The organism is Acidobacteriota bacterium (assembly GCA_033549365.1).
In the GTDB taxonomy this organism is placed as follows: Bacteria; Acidobacteriota; Aminicenantia; order Aminicenantales; family Saccharicenantaceae; genus JAWSUF01.
On sequence record JAWSUF010000008.1, the window covers coordinates 95189 to 115594 of the forward strand.

A 20406-nucleotide genomic window follows, 5' to 3' on the forward strand; every position below is an offset into this window, starting at 1 on the left:
TCTACGGCATTGGAATGAGCCAGGTCAGGGTTTTCGGGCTTTATAGATGAAGTTGGACGTGCTGTCGAAGCGCCCGGAGGCCGGAAGGAATTTCTCGATCGTGAATCCCCTCTTTTCGAGAAAGACGCGGATTTCCTCCGGCGTGTAGTGATGGCGGATGGGGACGAAATACCAGTCCAGGATGAGCTCCTCGAGTTTCTCTCCTTTCCGGGCCTTTTCCCTTTTCTTGAACAGGAAGACGACGGGCGCCAACAGAACGGCGAAAAACTTCGAAAGGCCCGTCCACCAGGATCTCGGGGTGCGGATAAGGGTTTTGCGGATGGCCTCGTGGATGAATGTCAACCGGGTTTTCTTGTAGATCGCCAGGAACAGCGAACCTCCGGGTTTGAGCACGCGAATGAGTTCGGTCACGGCTCCCAGGGGGTTGGTTGTGTGGTGGACGGTGCCCCAGGCCCAGACGATGTCGAATTCGGCGTTTTTGAAGGGCAGGCGGAGCATGTCCTCCTGACGGAATTCCACGTTCTCCAGACCGAACGACTTTTTCATGGCCCGGCCCGTCGACAGGCTTCCCGGACTGATGTCGATTCCCGTCACCCGTTCCGCGCCCTGACGGGCGAAGATGATGCTGAAGATGCCCGTGCCGCATCCGGCGTCGAGAACGGATTTGCCCCGAACCTCGGCGGTGTCATAAAAGCGCGACCAGTGGTCTTCGGATTCCCGGTATTCCGGGACATACTCGGTCCAGACGATGTCGTAAAAGCTTCCGACGTTTTCCTTGTTCTCGAGACTCATGGCTCGGCGATTGTATCACCGGCCCCCCCAGCCCGTCAATCGCCGGGAACCGGCTTGGGGCGAGCCGTCCGCGACTTGACAGATAAGGCCGGGACGTGTCATAAGAGGAACTTCCGGAAAATACGAGGACAGACACCGTGTCGGATATTCTTTTCAAGCCTTTCGAGGACATGACCCCCGAGGACTACGCCGCTGTGGGGTTCCGCTCGGGATTGGAGATTCACCAGCAGCTCCTTACGGAAAAGAAGCTGTTCTGCCGCTGTCCGGCCGGCTGTTACAGCCCCGTTTACGAAGCCGAGATCCTCCGCCATATGCGTCCGACGCTCTCCGAACTCGGCGAATACGACGGCACGGCCCTCATGGAGTTCAAGACCAAAAAGGAAATCATCTACCGCATCCATCACGACACCGTCTGCACCTACGAAATGGACGACACGCCGCCCTTCGAACTCAACGAGGAGGCCCTCGACATCGCCCTGGAAGTCGCCATGCTCTACGGCTGTTCGATGATCGACGAGCTGCACATTGCCCGGAAGCAATATCTGGACGGCAGTATCCCCACGGGATTCCAGAGGACGACCATCGTCGGAGTCGACGGGCGGATTCCCTATCGGGGCCGCGAGATCCGCATCGTCCAGCTCGGCCTCGAGGAGGACGCCTGCCGCGAGGTCAGCGACATCGGCCACCGCCGCATCTACCTGACGGACAGGCTGGGCATGCCGCTCATCGAAACCGTGACGGCTCCCGACATGCGCACCCCGCACGAAGTCGCCGAGGTGGGCCAGATCCTGCGCCGGCTGGTGAGGAGCACGGGCAAGGTCAGAACAGGCATCGGAGCGGGCCGCCAGGACGTCAATGTCAGCGTGACCGGCGGAACGCGCATCGAAATCAAGGGTGTGCCCCGTATCCCGCGCATCCCCCGCTTGACCTACAACGAGGCCATGCGCCAGTGGAATCTTCTCCGCCTGCGGACAGAACTGGCCAAAAAGGGCATCACCCCGGAAACATTCGCCTTTGGCATCGAGGATGTCACCCGGGTTCTCCGGCGGACGGCTTATCTTCCCATCCAGACGGCCCTGTCTTCGGGTCTGACCGTCCTGGCCGTCCGGCTCCAGGGGTTTTCAGGGCTTCTGCGCTGGGCCACCCAGACGAACACGGTGTTTGCCCAGGAGATTTCCGACCGTGTCCGGGTCATCGCCTGTCTGACAACGCTGCCCAACATCATGCATTCAGACAGCCCCGGGGAAGGCTTGATGAGCTCGGAATGGCAGGCCGTCCGCAAGACGCTCGGCGCCGGACAGGGAGATGCCGTGGTGCTTGTCTGGGGCGGTCCCGAGGACGCTCGATTGGGCGCCCGGGAGATTGTGGAACGGGCCCGCGAGGCGACCGTCGGGATTCCCTCGGAAACCCGCCAGGCTCTGGAAGACGAAACCAACGGCTTTGAACGCATCCTGCCCGGTCCCGACCGGATGTATCCCGACACCGACCTGCCGCCGAAGCGCGTTCTCCGGGAGCGGAGGGAGAGAATCCGGGCCGGTCTTCCCCCGAATATTCTCGACCGCGAGGCCCGATATGCCGCAGCCGGCGTTCCGGTCGACCTGAGAGCGCCCCTGGCCTCTTCGAGCCGGGCCGATCTCTTCGAGACCGCCGTCGCGGAATGGGGTGTTGAGCCAGAGCTTGCGGCCGTCGTGCTTGTCCAGTATCCAAAGAGATTGAAACGGAAAGGATTGCCGGCGGACGGAATCGAAGATGAGATCCTTCGGGATCTTTTGGCCGCCGTCGGCAAAGGCCGCTTGGCCCGGGAGGGGATTCTTCCGGTTCTTGAGAAGGCCGTTGGAACGGGCGAAAGGGCCGAAGTGCTGCCGCCCGAACCCGCCGGAGAAAAGGAAATCGATACGGCTCTCGCCGATGTTTTGTCTCAGTTGAAATCGATGACCTTCAAAGAACCCGGCGCGGGGGAGCGCTTTGCCATGGGACGGCTTATGGAAAGTCTCAGGGGGAGAGCGGCGGGACGGGAGATCGCGGAAAAACTGCGGAACCATATGGGGGAGACGCGGGCATGACGGGCAACGACGCCTACAAGGGATACAAGGGAACGGCCCGGGAAGTTCTCGAAAGATTCAAAGCTCCTGTCTGGAGCGATGCCACTTTTATTATGGATAGCGGACGGTTTACGGGCATCGTCCTGCCGCGTTCGGAAACGTCCGATCCCCTCCACATCGTCCTCAAGCTTCGTTCCGGCTACAATGTCGGCATCGAGGCCGCCCGGGTCGAAGCGGTGGAGCATCACGGCCGGCGCGAGGCGCACTACAAGATCCCCGAGAAGGAGTTCCCCTACGATCCGGCCAAGCCCCGGGTCAAGCTCCTGGGAACCGGGGGAACGATCGCCAGCCGCCTCGACTACCGGACGGGCGCGGTCATCCCCGCCTTTTCTCCGGGCGAACTCTACGGCTCGGTTCCCGAGCTGGCCGACATCTGCAATCTCGAAACCGATAAGCTCTACGGCGTTTTCAGCGAGAACATGGGACCTGAGCAGTGGCGGGGAACGGCCGAAGCCATCGGTCGGGAAATCGCCGCGGGAGTCCAGGGGATCGTCGTCGGCCACGGCACCGACACCATGCACCACACCGCCGCCGTCCTGTCCTTCATGGTCCAGAATTCCCCGGTGCCCATCGTCATGGTCGGATCCCAGCGTTCGTCCGACCGGCCCTCGTCGGATGCGGCCCTCAACCTCATGCACAGCGTCAAGACCGCCGCCGAAAGCGATATCGCCGAGGTCATGGTCTGCATGTTCGGCCCGACGTCCGACACTTACGGACTCCTCCATCGGGGGACGCGCGTCCGCAAGATGCATTCGAGCTACCGGTCGACCTTCCGGACAATCGGCGACATCCCCCTGGCCATGGTCAGCCGGGACGAAATCACCCCGCTCCGCCGGGATTATAAAAAGCGCCGGGACGACCGCAACGTCGTCATCGACACGTCCTTCGAGGAGAAGGTCTGCATCGTCTATTATTATCCGAACATGATGCCCGACATCATCGACGCCCTGATCGACAACGGTTACCGGGGGATCGTCATCGCCGGGACGGGTCTCGGCCATGTCAACAAGCCGCTCTATCCCGCGCTGAAGAGGGCGGCCGACCGCAAGATCGCCGTTTACATGACCGTCCAGACGCTCTGGGGCTATGTCCAGATGTATGTCTATGATACGGGCCGGGACATGATGGAGCTCGGCGTCGTGCCGGCGGCCAACATGTTGCCCGAGGTCGCCTATGTCAAGCTCGGCTGGGCGCTTGGACGGACGAACGACCTGGAGGAGGTCCGCCGGATCATGCTCACCCCGGTGGCCGACGAAATCACGGAGCGCGAGCCCCACAACGGTTATCTGATTCTTCAGGGCGGGATTCCCGAAGTCGAAAAGTTCATCTCCAGCTACCGGAAATGACCCCCCGTCCGGGCCGTGCCGGCGGCGATGCCTTGACTTTTCTTCCGGCCGTCATTTATCCTTGCGTTGCAAGGATGGTCAATAATCATCTCCTGATTCCAAAACGTTCGGCGGAGGCCTGATATGTCCGCCCGCATGATCCTGGAGCTTGTCGGCGGTCTGGGGGTCTTTCTCCTGGGCATGAAGCTCATGAGCGAGTCCCTCCAGAAAGTCGCCGGCGGGCGGCTTCGGTCCGTGCTCGGCAGTCTCAGCAGGAACCGCATGATGGGCGTGGGGACCGGAATCATGGTCACCGCCGTGGTGCAGTCCTCAAGCGCGACGACCATCATGCTGGTGAGTTTTGTGAACGCGGGTTTGCTCAGCCTCAACCAGGCCGTCAGCGTGGTCATGGGCGCCAATATCGGCACCACGATGACGGGTTGGCTGGTCTCCATCCTGGGGTTCAAGATCGACATCACCGCGATGGCGCTGCCCATCGTCGGCCTGGGTTTTTTCGCCCGGTTCATCGGCCGGACCCGGGTGACCTACTGGGGCGAGGTTCTGGTGGGGTTCGGGCTTTTATTCCTGGGTCTGGCTTTCATCCGATCGGCCATTCCCGAAGTGCGGAATTCCCCGGAATTCGGCCAGTGGTTGTCGGGGTTTGCCGTGACCGACTGGCTGTCGCTGCTTTTAGCCGTGGCGGTGGGCACGGCGGCGACCATTGTGCTGCAGAGCTCCTCAGCGGCCATGGTGGTGGTCCTGACTCTGGCCGCCTCCGGACAGATTGATTTTCCCACGGCCGCGGCTCTGATCCTGGGCGAAAACATCGGCACGACCATCACGGCCTATATGGCGAGCGTTGGCGCCACTCTGGCGGCGCGGAGAACCGCCCGAGCCCATATGCTGTTCAACGTGCTGGGGGTCGTCTGGGTTGTGGCGTTGTTCAAACCCATGCTGCTGCTTGTGGATGCTTTGCTGCCCGGCAGTCCGTTTTCGCCCGACTTGGCCATACGGGGGTCAGCCATTCCCAGCCATCTGGCCGCCTTCCACACGGTGTTCAATGTCCTGAATACGCTGTTGTTTCTGCCCTTGGCCGGCCTGTTGGCCAAGCTGACCTGCTTCCTGGTTCGCGGCGATGATGACGACGGCCGTTTCCGGCACCTGAAATACCTGGACACCAGCCTGGTCGCCACGCCTCTCATGGCCGTTTCCGCGGCATGGCAGGAGGTCGCCAGGATGATGGATGTGGCCCGGGAAGCTTTCAGCAAAGTCGTGCCCCTGATCCTGGACCCGGTCAAGGCGAATGAATCCGCCGCGGATGAGGTGCAGCGGCTGGAGGAACAGACGGACATCATGGAAAAGGAGATTGTGGAGTATCTGGCCAATATTTCGCGCAACAGCACCTCCGCCGACCAGGCGGCGGAGGTGGCGGGCATGATTCTCATGGCCAGCGACATCGAACGTATCGGAGATCACTGTGAGTCCCTGCTCAAGCTGGCGGTTCGTCGCCGGAGGAAGGAGCTGCCCTTTTCAGAGCAAGCCCTGGAAGAGATCACTTCCATCGCGACGGTGGTGGCAGGCTTCCTGACGCATGTCCGAAACGGTTTCGATCAAAGGGGCCCGGATTTCTTCCGGGATGCCCTTCAAATGGAAAACCGGATCAACGAACTGCGGCGATGCATCCGCAAGGACCATGTCGGCCGCTTGCACACGGGCGTCTGCGGCGTGAAACAGGGACTGGTTTTCATCGATATGCTCACGAGCTTCGAAAAGATCGGCGATCACGCCATGAACGTGGCTGAGGCTCTGGTGGGCCACAAGGTGCCCGATTCCGGAGAACGGCCGAGCCGATTCAAACGGGGCGCCAGATATCGCCCCTCCCCCGAGACTTAACGGCTTGTCCCCCCGGTCGTCATCGGTTATGATGAAAATCAAGGAGGACGGACATGGATTTCCAGGGATTATTCGATACGGCGCTTGCCTGGCTGATCACGACGGGCCCCCGAATTCTTATCCTGGTCGCCGTCACCCTCCTGATCCTCAAGGCCGTCAAGATTCTGTCCGCCAGAATCTCGAAACTGATGATCGTCAACAAGGAGGATCCGGAAGCCGAAAAAAGGGCCAGGACGCTGGGTGCGGTTCTTCGCAATCTACTCAGGGTCGTTGTCCTGATCATGGCTGCATTGACCCTCCTCGCCCAGCTCGGCGTGGAAATCGCCCCTCTCCTGGCCACGGCGGGGATTGCCGGCCTGGCCATCGGCTTTGCCGGCCAGAACCTGGTCAAGGATATCATCAACGGCTTTTTCATTCTGATGCAGGACCAGATCCGGGTGGGCGATGTCGTCAAGATCGCCGGTCAGGGCGGCCTGGTCGAAAACGTCACGCTGAAAATGACCACCCTTCGCGACCTGCACGGGAACGTCCATTATATCCCCAACGGCCAAATCGATGTCGTCACCAACATGACCAAGGAATTTTCCCGTTATGTCATGGATATCGGCGTTTCCTACCGCGAGGACGTGGATGAGGTGATCGCCGTCATCCGTGAAGTGGATGAGGACATGAGAAGCGACCCGGAATACAAGGAGGACATTCTCCAACCCGTCGAAATTCTGGGCCTTGACCGGTTCGACGACTCGGCGGTCATCGTCCGGGCCCGGACAACAACCAAGCCCATCCGGCAGTGGGCTGTCGGCCGGGAGTTCAACCGGCGTCTCAAGAAAGTTTTCGACGCCCGGGGCATTGAAATTCCGTTCCCGCACGTCACGCTTTACATGGGCGTGGACAAGGCGGGCCAGGCGCCGCCGCTACGGGTTGATCTTAAGAAAAAGGATTCGCCGAATCCCTGAAATGTCTGTTCATCTTTTCTTTCAAAAGGCGCATGAAATCCGGATGAACGCGTAGCCCCAGCGCTTCTGCTTTCTCCGCGTGCCGGAGCGCGCGGCCGAAGTCGCCGATCTTAAAAAAGGCGAAAGCCATATTGTTGTGAAGCACGGCGTCTGCGGGGTCGGCGGCAGCGGCGGTTTCGTAGTGCCGCAAAGCCTTTTCCCACTTCTCCATGGCCAATAACACATTCCCCAGGTTGACCCGAACCTCCCGGTTTTCCGGGTCTGTCTCGGCTGCGGCCTGAAAAGCTTTTAGGGCCGCGGGGGGATTGTCTTTTCTGAGGTAAACGATGCCGAGGTTGTTCATGGCTTCCGCGGATCCGGGCGTCTCGTCCAGGACCTTGCGGAATTCCCTTTCGGCGGCGTCCGGATCGCCGGTTTCCAGAAGAGCGGAGCCCCGGTTGAGATGTAGGGCCGGCGAACGCAGCCCGAGAGCGGCGGCCCGGTCCAGTTCCATAAGGGCCTCATCGGGGTGTTTCAGGCGAAGCAGGCAAGTGCCGAGTGCGGCCCGGGCTTCGGCGAATCCCCCGTTGAGTTCGACGGCCCGCCGGAAACTCGCGGCCGCCTCTTCCAGGCGCCCCTCCGCGTCCAGGATGTTTCCGATGTTGTAATGGGCTTTTTCATAGTCGGGGTCGGCCTGGACGGCCGCCGAAAAGGCTTTTCGGGCCTCCTGCCGGTCGCCTTCGGCATGAAAGATGTTCCCGAGGATATTGAGAGGCTCGGGCCGTTCCGGGTGATTCGTGGCGAGGTTCTCCGCCAGACTCCGGGCCGCATCGAAATCGCCGCGGCGGAAGTGGATCTCGGCCGTGTTGCAGAGGGCCAGAACATCCTGGGGATCGATGGCCAGGGCGCGCTGCAGAGCGGCTTCCGCTTCATCCAGCCTTCCGAGTCGCATCAGGACTTCACCCATGTTGCAGAACGCCTCCGCCGAACGCGGGTTGATTTCGACCGCCGCCGCATAGGCGTCCAGGGCCGCTTCCCACTCTCCCATGCGGGCATAGGCGATGCCCAGGTTGTAGCGGACTTTGGCATGTCCCGGACGCTTTTCGAGAATGGCCAAATACTCCGGGACGGCCCGTTCCGGATATCCCTGTCTTCGAAGAGCGATGGCCCCGAGGTTGCGGGCTTCAAGGCTGCCGGGATTGAGCGCCAGCGCCCTGCGGCAAAGCGTTTCCACATCCTTGTAGTCCTTGAGCTCAAGCGCGATATTGGCCAGAGCGAGAAAAACGTCCTCCAACCCTTCCAGAGAAAGCGCCGGTCGGCCCCGGATGCCGACGGGACGTCCGGCCTCGGTCCCGGCCGTCGATCGGCGCTCGATGTTTCGGATGATGGTCCGATAGAGGTCCGCGCAGGCCTGCCAATGGGACCGGGGCAGCGGGAATTCCCGTCCGCCGAAGGTTCTGGATTTGTTCAGAGAAATGAGTCTCCGGGTCAGGGTGTCGAAGGACGATCCCCGGCCCCGAAAATCCATCAGGGAGCGGGGGTCGTCGAGGTGGACGGCGCCGAAGAGGTGGGCCATTTCATGGCTCAAGGCCCGGACCTGATCTTCCACGGAGCCCGAAGCCCGCAAGAGAACAAGGCCCTCGCGGAACATGGAGAAGCCGAAATAATCCCTGTCCAGGTTTTTCCGTCCGATGGCGGCCAGGACGACGTCGAAGCCGGCCGTCCCGACTCCGGATTCCAGGGCGAAGGCCAGGTCTTCCAGCGAAGTCAGTCTTTCGTCCGGCGTCCAGTCCGAAAACTTACCGATGTCGAAAACGATCCCGAATGTCGATTCAAAGGCGCGTGACGACCGCGACACGACATCCGCGGCCTTGTCCTTCCAGCCGGGAACGGATCGAAAGTCCGCGTCACCCAGAACGTGAAGGCGGAGGATGCGCGGCGGACACGATACGGATGAATCGCCGAAGAGAACCGGACCCGCTCCCGGTCCGCAGACGAGCCAAAGCCCGCACGCAACTCGGATGATCGTCTTTACGCCGAACATGATCCGGGATCATTATCCCGGAATCATGCTCGGCCTGTCAAAACCGCGTCACTTGACCAGTTGCACTCTCCCGACGCCGAACTGGTTGTCCTTGCCGGCCGTTCCGAGGTCGCGCGCCCTGTTTTCGAGAAGCGCCCGGACCTGGGCGGCGGTGAAAGGTGTCTTTTCGAGAATCAAGCCGAACGCTCCGGCCATATGCGGCGTGGACGCCGACGTTCCGAAAAAGCTTCTTGTCCCGTAGGTGACTCCCGATGTGCCGGCGGGCGCCGAAAAGTCCGGCTTGACGCGCCCGTCGTTGGTCGGTCCGCGGGAACTGTAAACGTGGTAGGAGTCCGTATTCCAGTCCGTGGCGCCGACTGTTATGACATAGGGCGAGTCGGCCGGAATCGAAAGGCTGTTCCACGGGTCGTTGTACTGAATGGGCTGTGAACTCCCCGTGGCCAGAAGGTTGAAATTCACGGCCTGGGAGGCGTTGTATCGTTGAATGGAGATTCCCCAATACCGGCTTGAGGTGGAATACCAGCCGGAAATGGCTTCCGTCGGCCATTGCGAGCCCGTCTGGCGGCCTTTCGATGAAGTCACGGACATCCAGTTGGATCCGGTCCAGACCCAGAGGTAAAGATCATAATCCTGATTGGATCCGCTGTAGGACGTCCCGCTCCAGCTTCCCCAGTTGTCCCACCTGAGCCACGCGCCCGTGATCGTGTAGGCCGGCACCCAGAAATTGAGGACTTCGTTGTCTGCGGCGAAATTGTGCCAGCCGTTGCTGTTGGAGTCCGAGAACGTCCCCTTCCAGTGTTTCTCGGCGCTGTTGCCGGCCGCGCTGACCCAGACGACGCCGGCGTCGGCGGCTTTCTTGACGTGCGCCCCGATGGGTCCGGTTCCGTCTCCCCGGCCCGCGTTGTACCAGCCCATCGAATAGGACACGATATGGATGCCCTGTTCGATGATCCAGTCGACGGCCCGGCCGTGTTCGACATCGGTTCCGAAGTTGGCGAGATAGAGCCTGGCGTTCGGGACCATATCGTAGACGATTTCGGCGCAGCCCGTGCCGTGCTTGTTGGCCAGCAGGTTGCCGTCGGCGCGGAACGAGCGCGTGACGACGGAGGCGGGGAGCTCGGTTCCGAGAAGGGCGGAATAGCCGGTGAACCCGGCGTCGAGGATGCAGATCTTGACTTCATCGCGAACGCGGTAGGGGGAGAGGGCCTTCCAGCCTGTCGCTTTTGTCGTGTTGACGCCTTCGCTTAAAATCTCCTGGGGAAATGCCTTGAAAGGAAGGCGGATGAATCGGACATGCGGCGTGTCGGCCAAGGATTCGATCTGTTCGATTCGGATGAGGCCCTGGACGAGATTTTCATACTGGGTTTCCATCCGCCCGCCCAGACTTTCCAGCCGGTTTTGGACGGGAAGGAGCGCCGCCGCCGTTGCGGTTCCGCGAGGTCCGGCCGGTTCCTTCGCCTCCACAACGACGCGAACCATGTCGCCCGACATGTCGATGTCCCTGAGTGCGGCATGGGACTTCATGGACTCCGGCCCCAGGCTGAGCCGGATCTCAAGGAGTTCGGTCAGGGCGTATTCGATCTTCGGATTCCCGGTCTTGGGAACTCCCGGAAGCGCGGGAAGGATTGTGGGCTGAGGAGTATCCTCCTGGACGTGCCCGACGGGCGGCAGAACGAATACAAGGACCGCCGCGGCGATGACAAAAACAAGATATCTCATGATGTCACTCCTCTCTTCGATCAAAATCCGTAGCGGATGGATAGGGTGGCCGCCAGGGGATTGATCTCGAGGTTGTCGAGAGTTCCGGAGGCCTCGGCCGCCCCGTTTTCATCGACCAGTTTCCATGCCCCCGCGGTCTTGGCCAGGGCATAACGAACATCGAGATTGACAATGATCTTCGGCGCGAAGAGAAAATCGAGCCCGCCTCCGAAATGAAACCCGATGCAGGGATCCATGGTCTCGCTGATTGTGAACCCGACGTCCGACCATTTTGAGACGACCGAAGCGTCCAGCGCGAAATCGTTCATGTAGTAGCCGGCCCCTCCGCCAAAGTAGGGAACGAGTTTGTCTCCGACGGGATAGCGGAACTGCAGGCTCAACTGAATCGGGATGGTTGTAAATTTCCCCTTGCTGAGGCCCGAGGCTTCGCCCGCGACATCTCCCTGGAAATAGGATCCGCGCAATTCGATCCCGATGTTTTTTGTGAGGCCGGCCGCAAGCGAACCTCCGAACACAACTCCGCTTCCGTACTTGGATGTCGACATATAGCCGCCGCCGCCGCCGATCGAAAATTTATGGAAATCGGGCGATGTTTGTGCCGCCGCCGGAATGGCTGCGGTCAGAATCCCGATCCCCGCGATGATCAACGTAATCTTTCTCATTTCTCCTCCTTATTAGGTGATTTCAGTTCTGGATGGATCATAAAAAGCTAGGGAACCCGGCGGGAGAAAAAGAGGAGAAATTCAAGGAAATTATGATCGGGATTATCGCGTGATCGAGTGAGCTCTTGCTCGCGTAATTCCCCTCTCATCGGGAAGGCTTCCTCCCTCTACTCCTATGATCAACAATCTAAGTCTTTCTGCACGTCTTGTCAACAACGTTTCCTTTCCGGATCCGGATCAGGCTTGCAAACCCAAAACTCTGATGGCGATCGTGAAATAAATCAGCAGACCGCAGGCGTCGACAAGGGTCGCGACCAGAGGGCTGCTGGCCGCGGCCGGGTCGAGCTTGAGCCGGGCCAGGACGAAGGGCAGGGTCATGCCGATCAGGTTCGCCGCGACGACGATGAGAATCATGGTCAGGCCGACGACGAGGCCGATTTTCGCCCCGCCGCGGACGAGACCCAGAACGGAACTCAGGATGCCCAGACTAACCCCCAGGAAGATGCCGACGGAGAATTCCTTAAGGACGGTTCGGGCCCATTGGTTGAGGCGGACCTCACCCGTGACGAGGGCCCGGATCATCAGCGTCGCCGATTGCGAACCGGCATTCCCGCCCGTGCCGATCAGAAGAGGAATAAAGAAGGCCAGAGAAATGACGGTGGCCAGGGTTTCCTGGTAGGCATGGATCACGCCCGACGATAAAAGGTTGACGAAGATCAGCATTGTCAGCCAGACGATCCGTTTCTTATAGAGCGTGAACACGGAGGCGCTCTGGTAGCTCATGCGCAGCGGAGAGACCGACGCGGCTTTCTGGATGTCTTCGGTGGCTTCCTCTTCGGCGACATCCAGGACGTCGTCGATGGTCACGATGCCCAGGAGAAATCCGTCCGAGTCGACGACGGGAAGGGCCACGAGATCGTAGAGCTTCATCTTGCGGGCGGCTTCTTCCCGGTCGTCGAAGGCCGAGAGGCTGACGATGAAGCGGTTCATGACGGATTCGACCTTGTCGTCGGGATTGCCCAGGATGATCCAGCGCAGCTTGAGATCGTCCAGAAGCCGGCCCTGTTCGTCGACGACATAAATCATGTTGATGGTTTCGCTGTCCCGGCCGTTTCTCCGGATGTGGTCCAGAGCCTGCCGGATGGTCCATTCAGGACGAACGGCGACGTAATCCGGCGTCATCAGGCGCCCGATGCTTTCCTCGGGATAACCCATCAGCCAGCGGGCTTCCTTCAGGTCTTCGATGCTGAGGAAGTCGAGCAATTCGCGCGTCACTTCGGCCGGAAGCTCCTCGAGAAGGTCGGTCCTGTCGTCGGGACTCATGTCGGCCAGAAGTTGGCGGGTCTCCTGATCGGTCAAATCGATCAGCAGCGCGTTCTGGTGTTGGGGTTCCAGGTTGGCGAAGACGTCGGCCGCCAGATGCCGGGGGATGGCCCGATAGAGAAGAACGCGGTCGCTTTTCTCCAAGTCGAGCAGAAGTTCGGCCACGTCGGACGGATACCAGTCGGCCAGCGCGTCCTTCAGGGCGTGCCATTGCCTGTTCTCGATCAGTTCCTTGATGTCGGGTTTAAGAAGCTGAGGAAGAATGTTTTTTTCCTGCATGGCTCGGTCTCCTCAATGATCTTCAGCTTATCCCATCCGGCTTCCGAATGAAAGGCCCCGGCCGCGGCTTTATCCCCCGTGGCGATCATGTTATAATTCGCCTCATCATGAAGGCCGGGGATTTTTTCTATGAGCCGTTCACCCCTCATTACCGGCGGGGTTTTCTCGTGGATCGAGTCCTCTTCGAAGGCCGGACGCACTTCCAGGACGTTCAGTGCTTTGTCAATCCGCTTTTCGGAAAAATGCTTTTTCTGGACGGCAAGATCCAATCGGCCCAGCTCGATGAGCCGGTTTATCACGAATCGCTGGTCCACCCGGCCCTGGTGGCATCGCCCGATCCCCGCCGCGTGCTGATTCTGGGCGGCGGCGAGGGCGCCACGCTGCGCGAAATTCTGAAACACGATTCCGTCGAGCAGGCGGTCATGGTCGATATCGACGAGGAACTCGTCGGCATGTGCCGGGAGCACCTGCCGGAATGGTCGATGGGGGCGTTCGAGGATTCCCGGACGGAAGTCGTTTACGGAGATGCCCGGGCCTTTGTGGAGACGACGGACCAAGTCTTCGATGTCATCATCGCCGACTTGACCGAACCGGTCGAGGACGGGCCGTCCATGAAGCTGTTCACGGCGGAGTTTTTCGAACAGGTCTCACGGAGACTCGCTCCTCAGGGGCTGTTTGTCGTCCAGGCGGGATCGGCCGACAATTCCTATCACCGTTTTTTTTCGTCCGTGACGGTGACGCTCGGCGCCGTGTTCCCCATCGTGCGGGCGTACTGGACGTTTATCTTTTCGTTCGGCCTGCCCTGGGGATTCGCCATGGCCTCCCAAAGCCTCGATCCCATGGAACTCGATGAAGAGGCCGTCCGTAAGAAACTCGAGGAGCGGACCGTCCGGGGCATGAAGCACTATCAGCCGGGCCTTCACCGGGGGCTCTTCGCCCTGCCTTTCTACCTGGAAAAAGGAATCCGGAACGGCCGGGTTCTCCGGGACAGCGACCCGTTTGTCTGGAAGGCTTGAGAATTCCGGCCCTCATTTGACAAGCTTTGTTTACGCTCGTAAAGTAATGATGAGACACGGATATTCATAGTCCGGAATGGCCGAGCCGGTGGAGTCTCAGGACGTTTCGGCCTTGTTAAGGAGGACAATATGAAAAACAGAACAACCCTCGGATTGCTCGCGGCCGTTCTGACGGCGGCCATGGCGCTTCCCGCCGCGGGCGCCGTCGTCAAGAAAACCAAATCCGAAATCGCCTTCAAGGGCTTCGGCCGGTTGACATCCGTCCAGACGGAATGGGTGACTCAAACCCATAGACGGTCCGACATGACCAACGATTTCAAGGGCAAAGGACTGTTGGGAGGGCTGGCCGGAAAGGCCTTGCTCCGTTCCGGCGATATGGGCGAAATCGTCGACCTTCCGGCGATGACGATGACGGCGATCGACCACAAGAGGAAGGAATACACCGTGTCGCCCATCGAGCCTCTGGACATGGATGAGGCGTCGGCCGCCGCCCGTCCGGGAGCTCCGGGAGGGGCGGAGGACAGCGACATCAAAATCACCCGCAACGAGTTCACGGTGAACGACACCGGACGGACGTCGATCATCAACGGATTCGAGACCCGTCAATATGTGATCCTCTGGGTCATGGATTGGGAAAATGTGAAGACAGGCGAAAAGGGCGGTACGCGTCTGGAAACGGAATCCTGGAACACGCCGATGAGCGGCGCTTTGGCCGAGGCCCAGGCCGTGGAAGCGGCCTTTTTCGAGGCCCATTTGAAAGCCATGGGCCTGGATGCCGACAAGCTCCAGCAGGATATCCTGGGGTCGAGCTGGCTCGACATATTCCAGTCGCTGAGCATGAAGCCCCAGCCGGGCGCGCAGCGCGACGTCACCCGGTTCGAAAAGGAAATGGCCAAGATCCAGGGATATCCCGTGCTCATCGACGGACGGTATTTCGACACGAGCCCGAAGCCTGAAGTCCAGCCTCAGGAGGAAGAACGGGGCGTCGGGGGCATGCTGGGCGGCCTGGCCAAAAAGGCTTTGAAGAAGAAAGCCCCTGCCGATGAGGAGGAGGAACCTTCTCTCAGCTATCGGATCGAGCTTCTGGAACTCAAACCGGCCGATCTCGGCCCCCAGGATTTCCAGGCTCCGGCGGGATATAAGAAGAAAGGCTGAGGCGGATCGGGGGCGGGGAGTCGTGCAGGTTCACGAGTTACCCCAACCGGACAACATGATGAGAAAGATCCTTTTCGGAGCCGGGCTGGTTCTTCTCCTCGTCTCCGCCGTCGCCGCTTATGACCGGGACGGCCTCTCTTCGTTTTCTCTTGCCCTTTATCAGTCCGGAGATGTCCGGCCTGCGGTCTCCTCCGGCTCCCGGGATCGCGAGGACGACCGCTGGCGGGCTAAATACTACATCATCACGGTTATGGGTGTCAGTCACGGTTATTACTGGCTGACCTATCCCCGATTTCTCGAGGATTGGGATTACAAGCTGAACTGGAGGGACCAGAAAACCCGGCTGTTCACGCTTGACGCCCAGCGGTTCGATTCCAATTCCTTCGGCGTCAATTGGGGTCATGCCTTGGCCGGGGCTCTCTGGTACAACCTGGCCCGATCCCATAACATCGACTGGACATCGGCCTTTCTCCATTCGACGGCGGCCTCGCTTTACTGGGAATATGTCGTGGAATGGCGGGAAGTCGTCTCCGTCAACGACAATATCTTCACCATCGTGGGGGCCTTGTCCTGCGGAGAAGCGTGGTTTCGACTGGGCCGGTATTTCGCCGGCCGCCCGGGTTTTGTCTACCGGATTCTGGGATTGTTCAATCCTTTGACTCAAATCCAGGCCTGGCGGGGCGACTTCGCCGGCCCGGGCCGTGTTCCGGAATCGGCGTCCGATGGGGATGCTTTCCGGCTTGTTGCGGGCCGGCATGGAGGACGGGGATGGGGGGACGGCCTCACCGGTCCGGCCGGACTATTCCTGGGAATTCGAAGCGAGATCCTCAGTTTTCCTGATTATGGAAAACCCGGGACCTTCCGCCGGACGATCCGGGAACCGATCTCTTCGGCGATCCGTCTGGGATGGTCGTTCGGCCGTCCGGGGGTTGCCGAGATGGATTTTTTCTCGCGGGCCGTGCTTCTGGGATATTGCCGGCAGTCCATCGATCCGACCGGCTCGGGCTTCGGGTTTTCCCTGGGGCTGGGTTCGGCGCTCACGGTTTACCGGAAGCGGGCCGTGGCCTCGCACGACACGGGCATCAAGGTCGGCGAAAATGCGGAATTGAACCTGGATGAACCCAGAAATTTCCGCGACAAATACGCCGTCATCCATCTTCCGGGCCCCGTTCTGGATGCCACATGGCACGGATCCCGGTCGAAACTCCGCGTCATGGCCGAAGCCTATCCGGATTTTTCCATGACGAACGCCCTGGCCTTCAACGCCTATTCCGTGGACCGCGATATCACCGGCGTCAAGACGACGATGCTCTATCACGGCTATTACTACGGGTTTGGGGGCACCCTGGCGGCTTCGGCCGAATACACCGCGGGCATCCTGGAAGCGCAGGGATCCATCATTCTCCATGCCCATGCCTCGATTCAGGGTCTGGACCGCTTCCAGGACCATATCGTCAATGATGTTTCCGCCTGGGATACGCGCTGGAGAGGCCGGCTGGGGGCGGCCCTGAAGGTGCCCGGACAACCCCTCCGTCTCGAAGCCTACCTGGAGCGGATCGGCCGCCGCGGCGGGATCGGAGACATCCTGGCCAAGGAAAACGAAACGCGGCATTTCCTCGGCCTCTCCTACTCCTTTTAGCCGACACGCGCACAGCCTCGGAACCGAGGCTGAAGGCTGAAAAGAGACGTTGCCGCGGAGGGAAAATCCTGCGATAATCCGGGGCGAGGAGGCTTCCATGTTCGACGATCTCAGGAATCTCTCCAAAGAGGAACTTCTCGAACTTCTCCGCGACGGCGCGCTCAACTGGCTGGCTCATGACGGTCTGTGGTTCAGGGCCGTCGAGGACCGATTCGGAATGGAAACGGCCATGGACCTGGATGAAGCGGCCTGGAGGAGCTTCACCGTGATCGAGGCCAAGCGGATCATGAAGCGGCTCGGTCTTCAACCGGGCGGCGGTATCCCCGCCCTGATCCGGGCCCTCGGCTATCGTCTCTATGCCAGGATCAATGAACAGGACGTATCCGAAGTGAGCGACACGCGCTGTGTTTTCCGGATGACGGCCTGCCGGGTTCAGGAGGCGCGCCGCCGGCAGGGACTGGAGAATTTCCCCTGCAAGAGAATTGGTCTCGTCGAATATGGAGAATTCGCCCGAACCATCGACCCCGACATCGAGACGACCTGCCTGTCCTGTCCTCCCGATCCCTTGGATGAGGGCGTCTGGTGCGCCTGGGAATTCACGCTGAAAAGGCGGAGCTGAATCCGAAGAGAGTCGTCATGAGAAAAGGAAGAGAAGCCTGGGCGATTGCCGCGCTTGTGTTCCTGGCCGTATCGGCGGCCGTGTCCGCCATCGAGATCGACAAAGTCCGAAATCCCCGAGATACCTACGGCGGTTGGGTCGAGGACGGAGCCGCGGTTCTCGGACCGGAATATGCCGCTCTGATCGATATGGTTTGCCATGCGCTCAAGAATCGCACCTCGGCTGAGTTCGCCGTGGTGACGGTCGCCGACCTTGACGGACGCTCCATCGAGGATTACGCGGCCCGCCTGTTCGCCCGCTTCGGCATCGGCGAGGCAGGCAAGGACAACGGGATTCTGCTTCTTTTTTCCCGGGACGACCGCAAAGTGCGTTTCGAGATCGGCTATGGTCTCGAGGGCGCCGTCCCCGACGCCGCGGCCGGTCGCATCCTCGAGGATCGGGCTCTGCCGCATTTCCGCGAGGGACGTTTCGGCCGCGGGATCTATGAGTCGGTCAAGGCGGCTGCCGAAGCCGTCGCGCGCGAGTCCGGAATCGATTTGGGGGTTTCCGATCCTGCCATCTGGCCGGCCCAGGTCGATGTGCCGGATTCCAAGGAGACCGGTGCGGGACTCAAGGGCCGATCGTCGAAAAAGACGTCGTCCTGGATGGCGGGTTTGATATCCGCGGGTGTCGTCGGGTTGATGATGCTCGTCGGCGCTCTTTGGGTGAGTGTGCGCGTTTTTTCGAAAAAAGCGAAAAGCGCCAAGGAAAAAACGCTCCGGAAAAGCGGCGGCCTTCTCGGTTTTTTGTGGACGGCCAGCATTTTCGGTTTCATTGTCATGGCCGACCTGCTCAAAAGCGTCTGGCCGGCCTTTCTGGCCTTCGCCGCGGCCCCGGCGGCCGCGACATTCGGTTATGCCCGGCTGATGAAAGCGCTCCGCCGGAAGGTTGCGGCCTATCGGGCGGCCTGCCCGACCTGCAGGGGCCCCATGAAACTTTTGGACGAAAAATCCGATGACGCCTACTTATCGGCCGAAGAGGTCGCCGAGGAAGAAGCCGGGGGCATGAATTACGAAGTCTGGCTCTGTGAACCCTGCCGGACGACCCGGCAATTTGTCGTTAAAATGTGGCGGGCCCGAAACTGCCCGCGATGCAAACGGCGGACCCTGGTCTCGAAGACGACGACACTGAAAGCGGCCACGCATAATGCGGGAGGACGGATCCGGATCGAGTCGGACTGCAAAAATCCGAAATGCGAATACAGGAAAAGCGTCGAGAGGAATACCGCCCGGCTGAGCTCTTCGAGTTCGGGTTCGCGGACATCCGGAGGGAGCCGGGGGTTTTCCGGCGGTTCCTCCCGGTCATCTTTCGGCGGCGGCCGATCGGGCGGAGGGGGCGCCTCCAAAGGCTGGTGAGATCTTTAGAATTTGACGGGGGGAACGAGGTCGGCCCCCGCCTGTGCCTTGAAATAGGGCTTCTCCGAGAATCGCGGTCCGAACATTCCGGCGATCGTGACCGTGGGAAAGCTCATCCGGCGGGTGTTGAAGGCCTGGGCCGATTCGTTGAAGACACGCCGCTCCTGGGCGATCCGGTTTTCCGTTCCCTCGAGTTGAACCTGGAGGTCGCGGAAGTTCTCGGTCGCCTTGAGCTCGGGATAGCGTTCGACGGCGACAAGGAGCCGGGCCAGGGTCGAACCCAGCTCGCTCTGGACCTGTTCGAATCGGGCGAAGGCCTCGGGATCGTTAACGACGTCGGCCCCGACCTGGATTTGGCCGACTTTAGCCCGTGCTTCGGTGACGGCGGCGAATGTCTCCCGCTCAAAGGCGGCGGCGCCCTTGACGGTCTCGACCAGGTTGGGGACGAGATCGGCCCGGCGTTGATAGACGTTTTCGACCTGCGCCCATTGGGAGCGGACGCCCTGGTCAAGGCGGTTCAGCGTGTTATAGACGCCCATAACCCAGAGCCCGACGACGACAAGAATAAAGAAAAAAACAGCGATGCCGAGAAAAAGTCCAAAACGTTTTTTATTCATGCCTCTCTCCCTCCGCGGATAAAATACCACAGAATCCGGCCTTTTCAAATGCCGAGGAGCGGTGTATCCTGCAGGCGGATGAGCCGAAAGGATGAGCCCATGGATTCCCGACTCCAAGCCCTCGGCCGGACGGCCCGAAAACTCGACCGGAACGATCCGCTGAAACAATTCCGGAAAAGGTTTCGGGTGTCCCCCGGAAAAATCTATCTCGACGGCAATTCGCTCGGCCTCCTGTCCCGCGACGGGGAGGCGACCCTGAAACAAACCCTCCATTCTTGGCGGGATCTGGCGATCGGCGGCTGGCTCGAAGCCGACCGTCCCTGGTTTACTCTCGCCGAGTGGATGGGCGCCCGTTGCGCCGGGCTCGTCGGCGCCCGGCCCGACGAAGTCGTGATGTCCGGAACGACGACGGTCAACATCCATGCCCTGGTCCAGACGTTCTACCGTCCGGAGGACCGCCGGACCCGGATTCTGGCCGGAGGACTCGATTTTCCGTCTGACATTTACGCTCTGAAAAGTATTCTTCGACTCCGGGGATTCGACCCCGGTGAACACCTTATATTGGCGAAAAGCCGCAACGGCCATACGTTCGACGAAGACGACATCGTCCGCCTCATGGACGAGAGAACGGCCCTGGTTTTTCTTCCGTCCGTCCTTTATCGAAGCGGCCAACTTCTCAACATGGAGCTGTTGACGCTCCGGGCGAGGGAGAAGGGCATTCCCATCGGCTTCGACTGCGCCCATTCCGTAGGCGCCGTTCCGCATGAGCTGTCGAAGTGGGGCGTCGATTTCGCCGTCTGGTGCAGTTACAAGTAGAGCTTGTTTCAAAGTTACGTGATGGCATTTGACAAGGACGAAAAAAAAGGGCTACAACCCTCCATGATATCCACAA

At 60.4% G+C, this 20406-nt stretch carries 16 protein-coding genes; 10 read left to right on the plus strand and 6 right to left on the minus strand.

Features of this window, described 5'->3' with window-relative positions:
• Positions 1-24 precede the first annotated feature (24 nt).
• Positions 25-792 (minus strand): methyltransferase domain-containing protein, encoded by a 768-nt coding sequence (locus SCM96_11775; GenBank protein ID MDW7761296.1) that lies wholly within the window; start codon positions 790-792, stop codon positions 25-27.
• A 137-nt stretch (positions 793-929) separates the two neighbouring features.
• On the opposite strand from SCM96_11775, the gene gatE reads away from it, so the two are divergent.
• From gatE to SCM96_11795, 4 genes are all read left to right on the plus strand, one after another.
• A complete protein-coding gene (gatE, locus tag SCM96_11780; protein MDW7761297.1) occupies positions 930-2855 on the plus strand; it encodes a Glu-tRNA(Gln) amidotransferase subunit GatE in 1926 nt (641 codons plus the stop codon).
• Positions 2852-4240 (plus strand): Glu-tRNA(Gln) amidotransferase subunit GatD, encoded by a 1389-nt coding sequence (gene gatD, locus SCM96_11785; GenBank protein ID MDW7761298.1) that lies wholly within the window; start codon positions 2852-2854, stop codon positions 4238-4240. The genes gatE and gatD overlap by 4 nt, the downstream gene beginning before the upstream one ends.
• Before the next feature lie 123 nt (positions 4241-4363).
• Positions 4364-6112: a Na/Pi cotransporter family protein gene (locus tag SCM96_11790; protein MDW7761299.1), complete on the plus strand. Its 1749-nt coding sequence runs from the start codon at positions 4364-4366 to the stop codon at positions 6110-6112.
• A 53-nt stretch (positions 6113-6165) separates the two neighbouring features.
• Complete coding sequence (locus SCM96_11795) at positions 6166-7068, plus strand: mechanosensitive ion channel family protein (GenBank protein MDW7761300.1); 903 nt, start codon at positions 6166-6168, stop codon at positions 7066-7068.
• Here SCM96_11795 and SCM96_11800 read toward each other — a convergent pair.
• The 4 genes from SCM96_11800 to mgtE all read right to left on the minus strand — a co-directional run bounded on the left by SCM96_11800 (position 7040) and on the right by mgtE (position 13074).
• The gene (locus SCM96_11800) at positions 7040-9091 is read right to left on the minus strand and encodes a tetratricopeptide repeat protein (GenBank protein MDW7761301.1); all 2052 of its coding nucleotides are present in this window, start codon (positions 9089-9091) and stop codon (positions 7040-7042) included. The two genes, SCM96_11795 and SCM96_11800, sit on opposite strands and share 29 nt — an antisense overlap.
• A 48-nt stretch (positions 9092-9139) precedes the next feature.
• Positions 9140-10810 carry a S8 family serine peptidase gene (locus SCM96_11805; protein MDW7761302.1) on the minus strand — a complete coding sequence of 557 codons (1671 nt, stop codon included), beginning with the start codon at positions 10808-10810 and terminating at the stop codon, positions 9140-9142.
• Positions 10811-10830: 20 nt separating this feature from the next.
• The gene (locus SCM96_11810; protein MDW7761303.1) at positions 10831-11472 is read right to left on the minus strand and encodes an OmpW family outer membrane protein; all 642 of its coding nucleotides are present in this window, start codon (positions 11470-11472) and stop codon (positions 10831-10833) included.
• Between the two features lie 237 nt (positions 11473-11709).
• Positions 11710-13074: a magnesium transporter gene (mgtE, locus tag SCM96_11815; GenBank protein MDW7761304.1), complete on the minus strand. Its 1365-nt coding sequence runs from the start codon at positions 13072-13074 to the stop codon at positions 11710-11712.
• A gap of 107 nt (positions 13075-13181) precedes the next feature.
• Between mgtE and speE the strand changes: the two genes are divergently transcribed.
• From speE to SCM96_11840, 5 genes are all read left to right on the plus strand, one after another.
• The gene (speE, locus tag SCM96_11820; GenBank protein MDW7761305.1) at positions 13182-14090 is read left to right on the plus strand and encodes a polyamine aminopropyltransferase; all 909 of its coding nucleotides are present in this window, start codon (positions 13182-13184) and stop codon (positions 14088-14090) included.
• Between the two features lie 129 nt (positions 14091-14219).
• On the plus strand, positions 14220-15245 hold the full coding sequence (locus SCM96_11825; protein MDW7761306.1) for a hypothetical protein: 1026 nt from the start codon (positions 14220-14222) through the stop codon (positions 15243-15245).
• Positions 15246-15300: 55 nt separating this feature from the next.
• A complete protein-coding gene (locus SCM96_11830) occupies positions 15301-16884 on the plus strand; it encodes a DUF3943 domain-containing protein (GenBank protein MDW7761307.1) in 1584 nt (527 codons plus the stop codon).
• A gap of 97 nt (positions 16885-16981) precedes the next feature.
• Positions 16982-17503: a DUF6125 family protein gene (locus tag SCM96_11835; protein ID MDW7761308.1), complete on the plus strand. Its 522-nt coding sequence runs from the start codon at positions 16982-16984 to the stop codon at positions 17501-17503.
• Positions 17504-17520: 17 nt separating this feature from the next.
• The gene (locus SCM96_11840; protein MDW7761309.1) at positions 17521-18897 is read left to right on the plus strand and encodes a TPM domain-containing protein; all 1377 of its coding nucleotides are present in this window, start codon (positions 17521-17523) and stop codon (positions 18895-18897) included.
• Positions 18898-18902: 5 nt separating this feature from the next.
• Here SCM96_11840 and SCM96_11845 read toward each other — a convergent pair whose 3' ends face one another.
• Entirely contained in the window at positions 18903-19514 is a 612-nt protein-coding gene (locus SCM96_11845; GenBank protein MDW7761310.1) for a LemA family protein, read from the minus strand.
• 99 nt (positions 19515-19613) lie between these two features.
• On the opposite strand from SCM96_11845, the gene SCM96_11850 reads away from it, so the two are divergent.
• Positions 19614-20330, plus strand: a complete 717-nt coding sequence (locus tag SCM96_11850) for an aminotransferase class V-fold PLP-dependent enzyme (GenBank protein MDW7761311.1) — start codon at positions 19614-19616, stop codon at positions 20328-20330.
• The last annotated feature ends 76 nt before the right edge of the window (positions 20331-20406 follow it).

Coding starts and splice junctions, on each gene's coding strand:
- SCM96_11845 (MDW7761310.1), bottom strand. CDS start 19,514: ATGAATAAAAAACGTTTTGGACTTTTTCTCGGCATCGCTGTTTTTTTC.
- SCM96_11775 (MDW7761296.1), bottom strand. CDS start 792: ATGAGTCTCGAGAACAAGGAAAACGTCGGAAGCTTTTACGACATCGTC.
- SCM96_11825 (MDW7761306.1), top strand. CDS start 14,220: ATGAAAAACAGAACAACCCTCGGATTGCTCGCGGCCGTTCTGACGGCG.
- mgtE (MDW7761304.1), bottom strand. CDS start 13,074: ATGCAGGAAAAAAACATTCTTCCTCAGCTTCTTAAACCCGACATCAAG.
- SCM96_11810 (MDW7761303.1), bottom strand. CDS start 11,472: ATGAGAAAGATTACGTTGATCATCGCGGGGATCGGGATTCTGACCGCA.
- SCM96_11790 (MDW7761299.1), top strand. CDS start 4,364: ATGTCCGCCCGCATGATCCTGGAGCTTGTCGGCGGTCTGGGGGTCTTT.
- SCM96_11795 (MDW7761300.1), top strand. CDS start 6,166: ATGGATTTCCAGGGATTATTCGATACGGCGCTTGCCTGGCTGATCACG.
- SCM96_11830 (MDW7761307.1), top strand. CDS start 15,301: ATGATGAGAAAGATCCTTTTCGGAGCCGGGCTGGTTCTTCTCCTCGTC.
- SCM96_11805 (MDW7761302.1), bottom strand. CDS start 10,810: ATGAGATATCTTGTTTTTGTCATCGCCGCGGCGGTCCTTGTATTCGTT.
- SCM96_11850 (MDW7761311.1), top strand. CDS start 19,614: ATGGATTCCCGACTCCAAGCCCTCGGCCGGACGGCCCGAAAACTCGAC.
- SCM96_11800 (MDW7761301.1), bottom strand. CDS start 9,091: ATGTTCGGCGTAAAGACGATCATCCGAGTTGCGTGCGGGCTTTGGCTC.
- SCM96_11835 (MDW7761308.1), top strand. CDS start 16,982: ATGTTCGACGATCTCAGGAATCTCTCCAAAGAGGAACTTCTCGAACTT.
- SCM96_11840 (MDW7761309.1), top strand. CDS start 17,521: ATGAGAAAAGGAAGAGAAGCCTGGGCGATTGCCGCGCTTGTGTTCCTG.
- speE (MDW7761305.1), top strand. CDS start 13,182: ATGAAGGCCGGGGATTTTTTCTATGAGCCGTTCACCCCTCATTACCGG.
- gatD (MDW7761298.1), top strand. CDS start 2,852: ATGACGGGCAACGACGCCTACAAGGGATACAAGGGAACGGCCCGGGAA.